14 protein-coding genes are annotated in these 14,101 nt (G+C 64.3%); 2 read left to right on the top strand and 12 right to left on the bottom strand.

From position 1 onward, the window contains the following. Positions 1-194: 194 nt before the first annotated feature. From LB525_RS07045 to LB525_RS06990, 12 genes are all read right to left on the bottom strand, one after another. Entirely contained in the window at positions 195-1,685 is a 1,491-nt protein-coding gene (locus LB525_RS07045; RefSeq protein ID WP_095766996.1) for a replicative DNA helicase, read from the bottom strand. A gap of 638 nt (positions 1,686-2,323) precedes the next feature. After that, positions 2,324-3,289, bottom strand: coding sequence for a small ribosomal subunit Rsm22 family protein (locus tag LB525_RS07040; RefSeq protein WP_224544084.1), 966 nt, complete (start codon positions 3,287-3,289; stop codon positions 2,324-2,326). Between the two features lies 1 nt (position 3,290). Beyond that, positions 3,291-3,614, bottom strand: a complete 324-nt coding sequence (locus tag LB525_RS07035; protein WP_095766998.1) for a YnfA family protein — start codon at positions 3,612-3,614, stop codon at positions 3,291-3,293. Positions 3,615-3,682: 68 nt separating this feature from the next. Further along, a complete protein-coding gene (locus tag LB525_RS07030; protein ID WP_224544083.1) occupies positions 3,683-4,969 on the bottom strand; it encodes an SAM-dependent methyltransferase in 1,287 nt (428 codons plus the stop codon). A 245-nt stretch (positions 4,970-5,214) separates the two neighbouring features. Beyond that, a complete protein-coding gene (gene rplI / locus LB525_RS07025) occupies positions 5,215-5,799 on the bottom strand; it encodes a 50S ribosomal protein L9 (protein ID WP_140842380.1) in 585 nt (194 codons plus the stop codon). Between the two features lie 217 nt (positions 5,800-6,016). Then, on the bottom strand, positions 6,017-6,265 hold the full coding sequence (rpsR, locus tag LB525_RS07020) for a 30S ribosomal protein S18 (RefSeq protein WP_006203718.1): 249 nt from the start codon (positions 6,263-6,265) through the stop codon (positions 6,017-6,019). Then, positions 6,265-6,750 (bottom strand): 30S ribosomal protein S6, encoded by a 486-nt coding sequence (gene rpsF, locus LB525_RS07015; protein WP_095767001.1) that lies wholly within the window; start codon positions 6,748-6,750, stop codon positions 6,265-6,267. Before rpsF ends, rpsR begins: the two co-directional genes overlap by 1 nt. A 359-nt stretch (positions 6,751-7,109) precedes the next feature. Further along, the gene (locus LB525_RS07010; RefSeq protein WP_095767002.1) at positions 7,110-8,231 is read right to left on the bottom strand and encodes an ABC transporter permease; all 1,122 of its coding nucleotides are present in this window, start codon (positions 8,229-8,231) and stop codon (positions 7,110-7,112) included. Between the two features lie 3 nt (positions 8,232-8,234). Beyond that, positions 8,235-8,876, bottom strand: coding sequence for an ABC transporter ATP-binding protein (locus tag LB525_RS07005; RefSeq protein ID WP_318012393.1), 642 nt, complete (start codon positions 8,874-8,876; stop codon positions 8,235-8,237). Positions 8,877-8,964: 88 nt separating this feature from the next. After that, positions 8,965-9,579 (bottom strand): ABC transporter substrate-binding protein, encoded by a 615-nt coding sequence (locus tag LB525_RS07000; RefSeq protein WP_224525027.1) that lies wholly within the window; start codon positions 9,577-9,579, stop codon positions 8,965-8,967. Continuing rightward, positions 9,576-10,805: a sulfotransferase family protein gene (locus LB525_RS06995; protein ID WP_224544081.1), complete on the bottom strand. Its 1,230-nt coding sequence runs from the start codon at positions 10,803-10,805 to the stop codon at positions 9,576-9,578. Before LB525_RS06995 ends, LB525_RS07000 begins: the two co-directional genes overlap by 4 nt. Beyond that, complete coding sequence (locus LB525_RS06990) at positions 10,805-11,821, bottom strand: type III polyketide synthase (RefSeq protein WP_318012392.1); 1,017 nt, start codon at positions 11,819-11,821, stop codon at positions 10,805-10,807. Before LB525_RS06990 ends, LB525_RS06995 begins: the two co-directional genes overlap by 1 nt. A 334-nt stretch (positions 11,822-12,155) precedes the next feature. On the opposite strand from LB525_RS06990, the gene LB525_RS06985 reads away from it, so the two are divergent. Together LB525_RS06985 and LB525_RS06980 are read left to right on the top strand one after the other, a co-directional pair. Further along, positions 12,156-12,860: a class I SAM-dependent methyltransferase gene (locus LB525_RS06985; RefSeq protein ID WP_224544079.1), complete on the top strand. Its 705-nt coding sequence runs from the start codon at positions 12,156-12,158 to the stop codon at positions 12,858-12,860. After that, complete coding sequence (locus LB525_RS06980) at positions 12,857-14,029, top strand: NAD(P)/FAD-dependent oxidoreductase (RefSeq protein WP_224544078.1); 1,173 nt, start codon at positions 12,857-12,859, stop codon at positions 14,027-14,029. The genes LB525_RS06985 and LB525_RS06980 overlap by 4 nt, the downstream gene beginning before the upstream one ends. Positions 14,030-14,101: the final 72 nt, after the last annotated feature.

Below are 14,101 nucleotides of genomic sequence, written 5' to 3'. Positions count from 1 at the left end.
CCGGCAGGACAGCGCCCCCCTCTGTCCTGCCGGACATCTCCCCCTCTAGGGGGGAGATCGGCAGTTTCGCCGACGGCGCCCGCCTTGCAACGTCGGCGATTGGCGAAAGCCGATGCGACATCCAATCTCCCCCCTTGAGGGGGAGATGTCCGGCAGGACAGAGAGGGGGGTGACGGAGTGAGACCTGTCTCAACTCACTCGAACCTCTCCGGCAGATGATGCTCTTCCGCCAAATCCGAGAACCGCGTGAATTCGCCGTGGAAGGCCAGGCTGACGGTGCCGGTCGGCCCGTGGCGCTGCTTGGCGATGATGCACTCGGCCTTGCCGCGCGCTTCATTCATCTCGTTTTCCCACTTGATGTATTCCTCGGTGCCGAGCTTCGGCTCGCGGTTCTTGAGGTAATATTCCTCGCGATAGACGAACAGCACCACGTCGGCGTCCTGCTCGATCGAGCCGGATTCGCGCAGGTCCGAGAGCTGCGGGCGCTTGTCGTCGCGGCTTTCGACCTGACGCGACAGCTGCGACAGCGCGATGATCGGCACGCCGAGCTCCTTGGCCAAAGCCTTCAGGCCCGTGGTGATCTCGGTGATTTCCTGCACGCGGTTCTGCGAGGCGCGCGCGGAGGAGCCCTGCATCAGCTGGATATAGTCGATGACGATGAGATCGAGGCCGCGCTGGCGCTTCAGACGCCGCGCGCGGGCGGAAAGCTGCGCGATCGAGATACCACCGGTCTGGTCGATGAACAGCGGGATCTTCTGCATCGTCTGCGAGCAGGCGACGAGTTTTTCGAAATCCATCTCGGTGATCTCGCCGCGGCGGATCTTCGAGGACGAGATCTCGGTCTGCTCGGAGATGATGCGGGTGGCGAGCTGCTCCGACGACATTTCGAGCGAGAAGAAGCCGACGACGCCGCCGTTGGCGGCCTTGAAGCTGCCATCGGCCTGCTGCGCCGGAACGTAAGCCTCGGCGATGTTGAAGGCGATGTTGGTGGCCAAGGAGGTCTTGCCCATGCCCGGGCGCCCCGCGAGCACGATCAAGTCGGAGGGCTGCAGGCCGCCCATGCGGCGATCGAGGTCGCGCAAGCCGGTGGCGATGCCCGACAGGTGGCCGTCACGCATATAGGCGGCGTTGGCCATGTCGACGGCGGTCTTGACCGCATCGTTGAAGCTCTCGAAGCCGCCGTCATAGCGGCCCGTTTCGGCAAGCTCGAACAGCCGCCGTTCGGCATCCTCGATTTGGTCGGAGGGCGACATGTCGACCGGCGCGTCATAGGCGATGTTGACCATGTCCTCGCCGACGGTGATCAGCGCGCGGCGCGTCGCAAGGTCGTAGATGGCGCGGCCATAGTCGGTGGCGTTGACGACGGTGACGGCCTCGACGGCGAGGCGCACGACATATTGCGCCACCGTCATGTCGCCGACCTTCTCGTCGGCCGGCAGGAAGGTCTTGAGCGTGATCGGCGTCGCAATCTTGCCCATGCGGATGAGCTCGGCCGCGATCTCGAAGATGCGGCGGTGCAGCGGCTCGTAGAAATGCGCCGGCTTTAAGAAATCGGAGACACGATAGAAGGCGTCGTTGTTGACGAGGATGGCGCCGAGCAGCGCCTGCTCGGCCTCGATGTTGTTCGGTGCTTCGCGATAGAGCGGCGTTTCCGCCGCGCCGAATTTCAGTGCCGCCTCTGCCATGATATCCCCGGTTTCGATCCCGCTGTCCTCGATATCAGAACGGGAAGATTCGATGCTGACCTTTCTGCAACACCCTCGGTCCAACCAGCTTGACGCCCCAATGTTCACAGGATCGGCAAACCATCCACAGGACAGTATTCCGGGGGCCTGATTCCAGTTGACTCGGCAAGCGGCGATTCTTATTTGCAATTATGGAACGAAGCAAGAACATTTTGGGCGACCGATTGTCGTCCGACGCTCGCTCACAACCGACCAGCCGCATCCGCTCGCGCAGAGAATCGCGGACGTCCTCGGCTGATCGCCAAAGTAGCGAGTTGCTTCTTTTGGGCGTTCACCTTCGAGATTAGCCGAAACGTTGGTGAAGTCGTCATCCACGGGCGGAGCAAGGAGCGAAGCGACGCGCGCAGACCCGAGAATCCATTCCGTGACCTGTGAGCGTCGCGGCGAGCCAGAACGAGCTCCGTTCTGCGCCGCCTTCATTCTTCGCGCAACGTCACGGAATGGATCCTCGGGTCTGCGCGCGCCGCTTCGCGTCGCTCCGCCCGTGGATGACGAAGTTCGTGCGCGTCGGCTGATCGCCAAAGTAGCGACGGGCATCGACGATACGTCTTCTCCCGATGTCATCGGCCTACGCTCCCTCAGTCCAGCGTGTCGCCCCAGTCAGCCCGTCGCGCCGCCTTGAACAACTCGCCGTCGCGCTTGCTGAACAGGCGCTCGCCGGCGCTGCCGTCGGGTTGGCACAGTTTTAGCACCACCTTGCCGGAGCCCCCCTTTGGCGGCGCGATCACCCGCGCCGAATGCGCCGGCGCCGGCTGCCGGGAGGCGGCGAGGTAGATGAACTTCTCGTCCTCCCATGGCACCTCGGCCTCCTTGACCAGGCGATGCAGGCGCGAACGGGCGACGCGGCGCGCGAAATGGCACCAGTCGGGCGGCGCGAGCGGGCAGGGCGCCGCGTGCGGGCAAGGTGCCGAAACATGCGCGCCGGCCGCAATCAGTTGGCGGCGCGCGGCAAGGATGCGCTGCCAGCCGGCGGGCGTGCCGGGCTCGACGATGAGCAGCGTGTCGGCCGTGAGCCGCCAGAGGCGGTCGATGAGCTTCGGCAGGGATAAAGGCACGATCTCGTCCAGCACATAGGCGGCGCTGACGAGGTCGGCGGGCATGATGCCGTCGAGATCGATGGTCGCGTCGCCGGCGATCCAGTCGGCGCGGGCCGTGATCGCGCCTTCCGCGAGCGCCTGGCCGACCTTGCGCACGGCAGCGCTTGCCTCGACCAGCACTGCCCGTTCCAGCTCAGGCCAGGCGTCGGTCGTGGCCCAAAGCATGGTGCCAGGTCCGGCGCCGACATCGAGCAGGCTCGCCGGCCGGAAGTCGGGGCGAGCCCCGATCAAGGCATCGAGGCTGGCGCGCACGGCGGCATAAGTGGCGGGCAGCCGCGTCGCCAGATAGGCCTTGACGGCCATGTCTTCGCCCATATGCAGGCGGCCGTCGCGCAGCTCGGCGCGGTAGCGCTCCGAGAGCGTCCGCGCCGCCTGCCTCAGCGCCGGCAATGGTACCTTCTCCAAGAGGCTGTCGACGCCTTGCCGGAGCGGGGCGGGCAGTTCCATCTCAGGCTCCCCTTGGAGCGAGCAGGATGACCGAGGCGCCGACGATGCAGAGCGCAGCGCCGGCCAGATCCCAGCGGTCGGGACGCACGCCTTCGACCAGCCACAGCCAGCCGAGCGACGCGGCGATGTAGATGCCGCCATAAGCGGCGTAGGCGCGGCCCGCCGCATCCGTGCCGACCAGCGACAGCAGCGACGCGAACAGCGCCAGCAAGATGAGACCAGGGAGAAGCCAGAGCGCCGACTTCTCCAGCCGCCACCACGCCCAGAACGAAAAGCAGCCGGCGATCTCGGCAAGAGCGGCAGCGGTGTAGATGAGGTAGGTCATGAAAAAAGGTCTCGCGAACGAGACCTTTTTCGTGGCGTCAGGCCGCAATGGCAAGCGGCATTGCGCGGCTACCCCACCTTCTTGCGGCGGGTCGGCTTGGAGGGCGCCGGCGCCGCCGGCTCCTGGTGGCCGATATCGCGCAGCTCCAGCGCCTTCTCGCATTTGGCCATGTAGTCGCGCGTCATCGGCAGCGTGTCGTTCTTCTTGGCGATCTGGAACTGGAAGATCACCAGGTCCTGCCAGCGGAAGGCGGCCTCGGAAGCGGCGAGATAGAACTCCCACATGCGGCAGAAGCGCTCGTCATAGATCGCTTTCGCTTTGTCGCGGTTGGCGGCGAAGCGCGCGCCCCAATGCTTGAGCGTGTCGGCGTAATGCAGCCGCAGGATTTCGATATCGGTGACGACGAGGCCCGACTTCTCGATCGCCGGCATCACTTCCGACATCGCCGGGATGTAGCCGCCCGGGAAAATGTATTTGCGGACGAAGGCGCTGGTCGCCCACGGCACGCCGGAACGGCCGATTGTATGGAGCAGCATCACGCCGTCGGGCTTGAGCAGCGTCGCGGCCTTGTCGAAGAAGGTGCGGTAGTGATTGACGCCGACATGCTCGAACATGCCGACCGAGACGATGCGGTCGAAACGTTCGTTGATGTGGCGATAATCCTTGAGTTCGAAATGCACGCGGTCCTGCAGGCCCTGCGCATGCGCTCGGTCGGTGGCGACGCCATGCTGTTCGGTGGAGAGGGTGACGCCCTGCACGTCGACGTCGAAGACCTTGGCGAGATAGAGGCCCAGCCCGCCCCAGCCGGAGCCGATGTCGAGCACCGTCTGGCCGGCCTTGAGCCGCAGCTTGGCGGCGATGTGGCGCTTCTTGGCAAGCTGCGCCTCGTCGAGCGTCATGTCGGGCTGCTCGAAATAGGCGCAGGAATACTGCATGTCCTCGTCGAGGAAGAGCTTGTAGAGCTCGCCCGAGAGATCGTAGTGGCGTTCGACGTTGCGGCGCGAGCGCGCGGCGGTGTTGATCTGCTGCAGCCGGCGGAAGGCGTGGCGCAGCCCCTCGATCGCCTTCGACCAGGTCACGTCGATGCCGCTCGATCCCATGTTCTGGAACGCGATGCGCATCAGGCCGAGAACGCCGCCCTCGATCACGTCGAGCTCACCGTCCATATAGGCTTCGGGCACCGCCAGCATCGGATCGAAGGTGATGGCGCGCTCGGCATGCGTGGTCTTGATGTGGATATGCACCGGCTCGCCGCTGCCGTCGCCGAACTTGTGCGTCGCGCCCTTCGGTCCGGTCACCTTGAGGTCGCCGGCGCGCACCAGGCGTTCGAGAACGTGTTTCAACAGGATATTCATGACCAAATGTCCCCTCAGTCGGATCACCCGGTAATCGGACTGGAATGCCAGATCGAAAATGCCACGGCGCCTCGCCCGCGTCCAATCGACGCGCCACGCTGTAATGTGCACAAGATATGGGGTGTCGAAAAGTTCCTTTTGGCACAAAAAAGCCCGGGTCGAAGACCCGGGCGTTGGTCCAGAAATCCTGGACGTCTGCGAACCGAAGCGAGGCTTCGGAGGATATGCCAAATCAGGCCCAGAGATCAGGCGTTTTCTTCGCCGCCTTCGAATTCGGCGTTCGGGTCGAAGAAATTCTCCGGCCGGGCGTTGTCGTTGATGTCCTCGCCATAAATGGCTTCGGCGGTGGTCAGCGTCTCGCCCTTGGCCTGGCGCTCCGCCTCGTCGGCCGAACGGGCGACGTTGAGCGTCACGGTGACCTCGACTTCCGGATGGAGCGCAATCGCCACGTTGGAGAGGCCGATGGTCTTGATCGGCTGGTTGAGCTCGACCTGGTTGCGGTTGACGGTGAAGCCTTCGGCGATCAGCAGATCGGCGATGTCGCGGGTCGACACCGAGCCGTAGAGCTGACCGGTTTCGCCGGCCGAGCGCACCACGATGAAGCTCTTGCCGTCGAGCTTCTCAGCGACCTGCATGGCCTCCGACTTACGCTCCAGATTGCGGGCTTCGAGCTGGGCGCGCTGGCCCTCGAACTTCTTCTTGTTGGCTTCGTTGGCGCGCAGCGCCTTGCCCTGCGGCAGCAGGAAATTGCGGGCGAACCCGTCCTTGACCTTGACGGTCTCGCCCATCTGGCCGAGGCGGGAAATGCGCTCGAGGAGAATGACTTCCATGGTTTCGTTCCTTCGGTTGGCGCCGGCCGGAAGGCTGGCGCAATGATCTGGAACAGGTCAGGAAGCTCTTTGCGGCGCTCGCCGCTCTTGTCGCTGTCCTGCCTGTCCTGGCAGTTAGAGGCCATCCGGCCCCAACTCGGGATTTGATTTGAACCGCGGCGCCCGTCGCCGTGGGTGGGGATGCGGGCGCCAAGCGCCCGCATCGAAGTTTCAGGCCTCAGCGAACCACATAGGGCAGCAGGCCGAGGAAGCGGGCGCGCTTGATCGCCTTGGCGAGCTCGCGCTGCTTCTTCTGGCTGACGGCGGTGATGCGCGAGGGCACGATCTTGCCGCGTTCGGAAATGTAGCGCTGCAGGAGACGCACGTCCTTGTAGTCGATCTTGGGCGCGTTGGCGCCGGAGAACGGGCAGGTCTTGCGGCGGCGGTGGAAGGGGCGCCGGGTCGGGATCTGGTTGATGTCGACCATTATTCTGCACCTCCTTCAACGCCTTCGCGCGGACGGCGCGGGCCACGGTCGCCGCCGTCACGGTCGCCGAACGAACGCGGGCCGCGGTCACCGCGGTCGCGGTCGCCGAACGAACGCGGGCCACGGTCGCGGTCGCCGAAGCCGCCGCGCTCGGAGCGCTCTTCGCGCTTCTGCATCATCGCCGAGGCGCCTTCCTCATGCGCTTCCACCTTGATGGTGAGGAAGCGAAGGACGTCTTCCGACAGGCCCATCTGGCGCTCCATTTCGTTGAGCGCGGCCGGCGGGCAGGTGATGTCCATCAGCGTGTAGTAAGCCTTCCGGTTCTTCTTGACCCGGTAGGTGAGGGACTTCAGTCCCCAGTTCTCGATCCGGCCGACCGAGCCGCCATTCGCCGTGATGACGCCCTTGTACTGTTCGACAAGCGCATCAACCTGCTGCTGCGACAGGTCCTGCCGGGCAAGAAACACATGTTCGTAAAGAGCCATTATGTTTAAGTGCCTTTCTTCGTTTCTCTCACCGGCCCTCGCGGCTAAGCCTCTGCAACTTGTCTGACCCGATCGCGAAAGAGCGGGGAAGAAAGGAGCATCACGAGACGGTCGAGAGCGGAGACACGGGAGGCTGGAAGCCCTTCCGGCTTCGCGTCGCGACCTTCGAAAAGGCCGCGGCCCTCCGTTCAGCCCCCAGCAAGGACCGGCAGATTGCGCGGGTCTATATAGCAATTCGCCAGGAAGGCAAGGCCCGGCCTGCGTCGCCGATGCCGCGGACCTGCGAACCGGCCGTTTCGTTTACACGACAGATTGATGCTTTTGCTGGGACCGGAGCGCTGCCCGGCCGACACGGCAAGTCAGATCCTGCGGAGCGCTTCAGCGGGGAGAAGGCGCGTGGCGCGCCAAGCCGGGTAGAGTGCGCCGAGCGGACCGGCGATGAAGACGAAGATCAGCGCCTGGGCGATCGACCAGCCTGACAGATAGGGCACGATCAGCCCCGCCGCGACCCTTGTCTTCGCCGCCGCTTCCATGGTCAGGGCGCCGAGAACGATGCCGATAACGCCGCCGGCTGCGCTCATGAAGACGCCTTCGATGAGGATGAGCCGAAGAATCCGCCGCGGCGCCCAGCCAAGCGCCGCCAGAACACCAATCTCGAACGTCCGTTCGTTCACGGCCATCAGCAGCGTGTTGGCGACCGCAACCGAGGCCATCGCCATGACGACCAGCGAAATCGTGCGGGCGATCGCCCGAAGCAGATCGAAGATGCGGATGCTGTTGGCGAACTGCTCGGTGTCGACGACCACGAATCCCGGCGCGGCTGCAACGAGCCGGGTGCGGGCAGCGGCGATGCCGTCGGCGTCGAGCGGGCGCTTCAGTCTCACCTCGAACAAGGTAAAGGCGTCCTCCCGCGACAGGAGCTGCTGCAGCCCCTCGAGTGGAACGATGGCGCTGTTCTGGTTCAGCATGGACGAGAACGACGCGATGCCGACGATCCGATAGGGCTGGAACTGCAGCTCGACGGTATCGCCGACCCGCTTGTCCAATGCGCCGGCGATCGATTGGCCAAGGATCACCGGCCACTGGTCCCCCGGCACAGGGAGCCGCCCCGCCACGAGCGGCACGTCTTTCCACAGGAAGCTGCCGCTTGGCCAGCCGGCCATGACGATATTGGCGTCCTCGTCGGCGGTGGTGATGTTGAGGAGAACGCCCGACACCGCCTCGACATTCGGCACCGCCGAAAGCGCCGGGCCGAGCGCTCTGGGCACGGTGCTGCTCACCAAATTGAAGGTGCTGCGCTGGCTAACCACCAGATCCGCGCCGTTCTCATCGATTCCCGACGCAAATGAGCGCTGGACGCCGGCGGTCAGGCCGGTAAGCGCCACGAAGCCGGCGACCGCCAAGGCGATGCCGAGCACCGTGAGCAAAGTGCGCAGCGGACGTGCGATGAGACCGCGCAAGGGCAGGGTCAGCTCCGTCATGGGCTAGCCGATCCGCGATGCCGGCGCGGGCGCTGAGATTGCCGCCGCCCGGCTGTCCGAGCGGATGCGGCCATCCGAGATCTCGACCCGGCGTCCGCACAACGCGGCCACGTCCTCGTCATGGGTCACCACGATTACTGCGGTCCCGAACTCGCGATGCGCATTGCCGATGATGTCCATGACGGATTGGCTTGTCTGCACGTCGAGGCTTCCTGTCGGCTCGTCGGCAAGAAGAAGCTTCGGACGGTTGGCCAGCGCCCGCGCAATTGCAAGGCGCTGGCGTTCGCCGCCGGAAAGCTCGGCCGGCCGCAGCGCAGCGCGATCGGCAAGACCGAAATGCGCCAGAAGTTCCAGCGCGCGAGCGCGACGCTGCTGCGCTCCGCCGAGGTTTCCCAGCAGGGCCACCTCGATGTTTTCGCGCGCCGACAAGGAGGGGAGCAGGCAGAAGTTCTGGAAGACGATGCCGATCCTGCTGGCCCGGACTGCTGCCCACGCAGCGCTTCCATTGACGGCCCGGCCTTCGAACCGAACTTCGCCGCGGGTCGGCCGGTCAAGCCCGCAGACCAGGTTCAGGATCGTCGATTTGCCGCTGCCGCTGCGTCCGACAATCGCGACGGTCTCGTCATTCCCGATCGCGAGCGACACGTCGTCGACGGCGACGACGCGGCCGCCGTCAAAATCGCGGCCGACATTGCTCAATTCGACGAGGGAGGACATGAGCGCCGGCGAGGAGTCATACCCGGCCTTTCCTGAGATCGACGACAAGCGCGGGGATCGAGCCGCCATTGCCGGCGAGGATCTGGCCGATGCGGTCCCGCTGCCGCACGGTCACCGACCCGCCGTCGACAAAGACATCGCCGATACAGAGTTGCCCGCGGCAGCGGCGGACACGCCAGTCCACGGACGTTGGGCCGCGGAGCTGCCGGCGGAATTCGCTGCGCACCAGTATGTCGCCGTTGGCCAGGGTCTTTGTGCCGAGCACGGTGAAAGTCTTGTCCTGCGTCCGTTCCAGCTTGTCGGCCAGCCCGTGTGCGATGGCATAAAGAAGCGCATCGACCACCGCGGCGCGGTCGTCCGCGCTCGCGCTGCGCCAGCGCGTCCCGAGCACGGCCTGGGCAATTCCCTTTCCGTCGAAGGCCGCTGAGATCGAGCGGAGCTGCGCCTCGGCGGGCCCGCCGTGCCCGAGCACGAGCGCCGCCTGGCGCACGGTCTCAACCAGCTTGATCGCATCGCCTTGCTCGTCGGCAACCGCCGAGATCGGCGGGGCGCAGATGCTGAGCAACAGAGGGACGAGCAACAGCCGGGCCAAACCTGCCCAGCTTGCGTATGACCATGGGCCCGCCGTCATGATGCCATGTCATCCAATGCGCGGTTGGCTGTCAATATTGACCGTCCGGGAGGCAGCGCAGGCACATGCCCGAAATTGGAAGCGAGCGGTTCGAGGCGGGCTAGGCGCGCTTTCTGCCCTTCCGTCAGGTCGGGATGGCGGTTGCGCGGCTGTTTGCCGAACGTCGCGGCGACTTGCAGCATGCGCTCCTCGCAGCCTTGGGAGAATGGCAGGCCCAGTTCGCGGTAGATCCGCTTCATCTCGCCCGTCGGATCGGCAATAAGATCCTGTAGCCGCACCTCGGCGAGGTCGGCGGCTGGAATCCGGGTTCTATCAGCCAGATAGTGCATCTCCGTCGCAAGATATTCGCAGGCGATGATCTCTTCCTGCTCGTGCTCGGGCAGCGGCGGCTGCAGGGCGAACGCACGCTGCAACTCGCGCGTCAGAACAAGGTTGGACCGGAACACCGCTTCCGGCGGACGCGAGATGTGGACAAACTTGGCGCCAGGGAACAGCTCCAAAAGGTGGCGGACGCGCGCCGTGTGGCTCGGCGACTTGAGCAGAAGTCGCCGCCCTCCGGCAACGAGCGTGAGCTTCTGGACGAAAGCGAACTGATGTGAGCGCCAGCGGTTCAGCTCTTGCGCCGAAAGCGAGTCGAGATCCTGATACCGATTGAAGAAGGCTTGCCGGCGGGGAAGCACGGCTCGTCCCGCTAGGATCGACATTCCACCCAGATTGTTCAATGCGAAGTCGTCCTCCGCCGGCAGCCTGGCGCCAACCGGCACGACCGCGTCGAGGCGCGTCAACGGCAGCAAGGGCACGAAAAGATAGCGTAGCAGGGCCCAGCCAAGGACGAATGTCTGAGGCGCCAGGACCTGCGGCCAGCCCGGCGATCTCAGGTCCGGGTCCGCCGACAGCAGGTTCTGCAAAAAAGTCGTCCCGGAGCGGAAGTAGCCAAGAACGAACACAGGCGCGTTATCCGGTTCCATCCGGGGAGGTCGCAGCCGCAGCCATGCCCCAAGGATCACGCGCTCCGGCAGGGAGGCGATCGTGTTGATGCCCGAAATCAGGAACAGGAGCATCAGGCGCGGCCAATAAACGGGAGGCAGCCGGCCTTCCGCACGCCATAGGACCCGCAACACGGCGTCAAGAGGTGCCACACACATGAAGTGCGGATACGGCAGGTAGGGCACCAGCCAACGGGCTGCGAAAGCACGGACGCGGTGCCGCATGGCATTCGACTTCATCAGGCAGTCCGGAACATCATGGTCTCGGTGGTCAATCCCGGCCCGAACGCCATGCCGCAGCCGAGCAAGCCCGACGGCTCCTTCAGCATTTCGGCCATCGCGAACATTACGGTGGCCGACGACATGTTGCCGTATTGCCGGAGCACTTCGCGCGATGCGGCGAGCGCGACCGGCTTCAGTTCGAGCGCCCGCTCGACCGCGTCGAGCACCGAGCGGCCGCCGGGATGCACCGCCCACAAATCGATCTCCTTGGCGGGCCTGCCGCCGAGGATGGCCGGATGCTCGTTGCGCAGCGTCTCACGGACGGCACCGGGAACCTGGCCGGACAGCACCATGTCAAAGCCGTCGTCGCGGATATTCCAGCTCATCAGTTCCTTGCGCTCCGCCGCCACGATCGCGTGGAAGCTTTCGAGCAGGATGCCGTGCGGCTCGGCTGTCACCAGCGAGGCCGCGCAACCGTCGCCCCATAGACAGAACGAGATCAGCTTTTCGAGCTCCGTGGCTTCCTTGAAATGCAGCGTGCACAATTCGATGTTGACGATCAGCACGCGGGCCTTCGGATCCGATCGCACGATGTGGCGCGACAGCTTCAAGGCGTTGATGGCGGCATAGCATCCCATGAAGCCGATGATGGTGCGCTCGACCGACGTCGACAGGCCGCATCGCTGCACCAGTTCGAGGTCGATGCCAGGCGCCGAAAAGCCGGTGCAGCTCGTCACGATCAAATGCGTGATCAGCGAGCGGTCGTCGTTGGCCAGAAGTCTGTCGACGGCCCTTTGCGCGAGCTCCGGTGCGGCGGCTTCGTACATCCGCATACGCATTGCGGTGCTGGCGAACGAGCCTCTGACCGAGGTGCCGTCGCGGTCGATTGCCCCGCCGCGCGGATCGTCGGCAGGCGCAAAGCAGGAATAACGATGTTCGATCCCGGCCAGAGCGACCATTCGCTCGAAGAGCGCAAGGCGCTGCGCGTCGTTTTCAAGCAGCGAGGCTCCATAGCCGAGGAAGAACCGATGCACGTCATGTTCGGGGACACACGTGGCAATGCCGTTCAGATACGCTTGAGGGGACAAAATAGCTCCGAGCATGAGCGCAATCGGGCCCATAAGGTCTGCGAATTAGAGAAGCATTCCTAAGGTAAACGCCTGCATAGAGCATTTTATTGCGCGGTGCCGATATTTCTCATTAGCAAACTGTGATATCAGCCTCCGATCTCGCATGAAGGGGACCGACTTCGCTATCCGGGTTGGGTTCAAATGCGGGTTCCGCGGCCCAGCAGCGCGCGGCCATGAAGATACGAGCGAATTCTATTTGCCGGATTGCCGGCTGAAACCTAGATTTCCGATCCATCGCATGACCGACATAGACATCCGGCATCTGGAGCCAGAACTCCTCGACGGCCTCCCGGCTGACGATCCCCGTGCGATTGCATCCCGTCGCGATCTCGTTCGCATCAATGCATTGATGTTCCAGGCCAGGATCATGGCATCGCTGATGCGGCAAAACGTGCAAAAGCCGCCGCTGCGCATCCTCGAAATAGGCGCCGGCGACGGAAAGTTCATGCTGGCGGTTGCGCGGCTGATGGCGCGCCATTGGCCCGACGTCGAGATCGTCATGGTCGACAGGATCGGCTTGATAGGCGAGGACTTGCGCAGCTCTTTCGCTGAATTGGGCTGGCGGGCGCAGCCCGTGACTGCGGATCTGTTCGATTGGACCCAGGACAGGCCCTTCGACCTTGTTTGCGCCAACCTTATCCTCCACCACTTCGACGACATGCGCCTGCAGGAGCTGTTTTCTCGGATGATGACGATGGCCCCGATGCTCGTCGCCACGGAGCCGTTGAGAGCCAAGGTGCCGCTTGTGGCGACAGGGTTTCTGCGATTGATCGGCGCCTGTGCGGTAACGCTGAATGATGCAGCGCAAAGTGTGCGCGCCGGTTTTCGTGGCACGGAACTTTCACAATTGTGGCAACTGTCAGGTGGAACGCCCGTGATGGAGGGCCGCAGAGGCCTGTTTACGCAAGGTTTTGTCGGCGCGAGCACGCTCGATACGAAATGATGCACGACGCAATTGTCATCGGTGCCGGTCCTGCCGGAAGTTCCACCGCCATTGCACTCGCCCAACATGGTTGGTCGGTGGCAATGGTGGAGAAGGTGGCATTTCCTCGCCGCAAGGTCTGCGGCGAATTCATGTCGGGCACCAGCCTTGCCTTGCTCGATCAGCTGGGCGTCGGCGAGAGCTGGCGCGCGGAAGCCGGCCCCGAGATAAGGCGTGTCGGGTTCTTTTCGGGCGATGTCTCGGCGCAGGCGCGAATGCCGAGCGCCAAGACGGGTCTCGGCCGCGCGCTCGGCCGCGATCGTCTGGACACCATCCTGCTGCAGGCTGCCGAACGTACGGGTGTCGAGATCCTCCAGCCTTGCAAGGCAGTCGCCATCTGCCGGCGCGATGACTTGCAATTTCTGACTGTGGAATCCGACCAGCAACAGAAGCTGCTCAGCACACCCGTCATCATTGCCGCGCACGGGTCCTGGGAAACCGGGAAACTTCCGAGCCAACTTGAAAGAACCAGCCAACCCTCCGACCTTTTTGGCTTCAAGGCGCATTTTACCGGCGCCGCGCTGGCGCCCGATCTGATGCCGCTGCTGGTATTCCCAGGCGGATATGGCGGGATGGTAACTGCGGACAATGGTCGGGTTTCAATCTCCTGCTGTATCCGCCGCGATGTTCTATCCGGGCTGCGCCGGCGCTTTGGGAATATTGCGGCGGCGGATGCGGTGTCGCGCCACGTCCTGGCCTCGTGCCGAGGCGTGCGAACTGCGCTGGCAGGTGCCGAATTGGATGGCCCATGGCTGGCTGCGGGACCGATTCATCCGGGCGTCCGGGCCGGTTACGATCAGGGCATCTTCCGTGTCGGCAACATCGCGGGCGAGTCGCATCCTGTCATCGCCGAAGGGATTTCGATGGCGCTGCAATCGGGCTGGCTGCTTGCGCGAGAACTGATCGTATCGGGCAAACGTCGCGAGGACCGCGACGCCGCCGGGCATCGCTACGAACGCGAATGGCGTCGGCAATTCTCGACCCGTCTGCGTGCCGCGGCCTTGATTGCCAAAATAGCGCTTGGGCCAGGTGGCGCGTCGGCCATGCGCGCCGTGATCAAGAATTTTCCGGCCGCTTTGACGCTTGGCGCTCGGCTGAGTGGAAAGGTCCAGCCCGTTCCAGGCTTTTGACGTCTAGCGCGTTCACCGTTTCACGGAAACGGCGAAACGCCCTATCTCCCTTGTTTTTTACGCAATTTCGGA

This window comes from Mesorhizobium sp. CA16 (assembly GCF_020165175.1).
In the GTDB taxonomy this organism is placed as follows: domain Bacteria; phylum Pseudomonadota; class Alphaproteobacteria; order Rhizobiales; family Rhizobiaceae; genus Mesorhizobium.
Note: the sequence above shows the minus strand (reverse complement) of the source record. Positions and strands in the feature narration are given on the sequence as shown.

Bases quoted from the DNA above. Each gene is read 5' to 3' on its own strand.
- LB525_RS07045 (WP_095766996.1), bottom strand. From the start codon at position 1,685: ATGGCAGAGGCGGCACTGAAATTCGGCGCGGCGGAAACGCCGCTCTAT.
- LB525_RS07040 (WP_224544084.1), bottom strand. From the start codon at position 3,289: ATGGAACTGCCCGCCCCGCTCCGGCAAGGCGTCGACAGCCTCTTGGAG.
- LB525_RS07035 (WP_095766998.1), bottom strand. From the start codon at position 3,614: ATGACCTACCTCATCTACACCGCTGCCGCTCTTGCCGAGATCGCCGGC.
- LB525_RS07030 (WP_224544083.1), bottom strand. From the start codon at position 4,969: ATGAATATCCTGTTGAAACACGTTCTCGAACGCCTGGTGCGCGCCGGC.
- rplI (WP_140842380.1), bottom strand. From the start codon at position 5,799: ATGGAAGTCATTCTCCTCGAGCGCATTTCCCGCCTCGGCCAGATGGGC.
- rpsR (WP_006203718.1), bottom strand. From the start codon at position 6,265: ATGGTCGACATCAACCAGATCCCGACCCGGCGCCCCTTCCACCGCCGC.
- rpsF (WP_095767001.1), bottom strand. From the start codon at position 6,750: ATGGCTCTTTACGAACATGTGTTTCTTGCCCGGCAGGACCTGTCGCAG.
- LB525_RS07010 (WP_095767002.1), bottom strand. From the start codon at position 8,231: ATGACGGAGCTGACCCTGCCCTTGCGCGGTCTCATCGCACGTCCGCTG.
- LB525_RS07000 (WP_224525027.1), bottom strand. From the start codon at position 9,579: ATGACGGCGGGCCCATGGTCATACGCAAGCTGGGCAGGTTTGGCCCGG.
- LB525_RS06995 (WP_224544081.1), bottom strand. From the start codon at position 10,805: ATGAAGTCGAATGCCATGCGGCACCGCGTCCGTGCTTTCGCAGCCCGT.
- LB525_RS06985 (WP_224544079.1), top strand. From the start codon at position 12,156: ATGACCGACATAGACATCCGGCATCTGGAGCCAGAACTCCTCGACGGC.
- LB525_RS06980 (WP_224544078.1), top strand. From the start codon at position 12,857: ATGATGCACGACGCAATTGTCATCGGTGCCGGTCCTGCCGGAAGTTCC.